The 263-nt window shown below is 56.3% G+C and carries 1 protein-coding gene; it reads right to left on the reverse strand.

All coding sequences use genetic code 11. From position 1 onward, the window contains the following. Positions 1 to 263: immunoglobulin-like domain-containing protein (locus ACTD9P_RS30285; RefSeq protein WP_438870523.1), on the reverse strand; the 263-nt coding region annotated here is incomplete at both ends.

Below are 263 nucleotides of genomic sequence, written 5' to 3' on the forward strand. Positions count from 1 at the left end.
GGTGGTGCTGACCGGCGTGGTACCTGGAACCAAATTCTCGAAGTGCTCGCCGCCAGTCACATTAGTGATAGCGGTAGTGACGGTTTGGTCGCCCTTGTACACGTCATCTGGAGCTACAACGGTCACGCTGCCGTTCGACTGGTTCACACCGATGGTGATGGTTTGTCCATTATCCAAGGTCACGGTCAGCGGGTTGGTGATGTTGGTCACTGCCGCGCCGTTTTTGTCCACAAGGCTGGCGGTGTAGATGATGTTGCCGCCTT

Origin of the sequence: Pseudomonas onubensis (genome assembly GCF_965653655.1) — a bacterium.
Taxonomy (GTDB): Bacteria; Pseudomonadota; Gammaproteobacteria; order Pseudomonadales; family Pseudomonadaceae; genus Aquipseudomonas.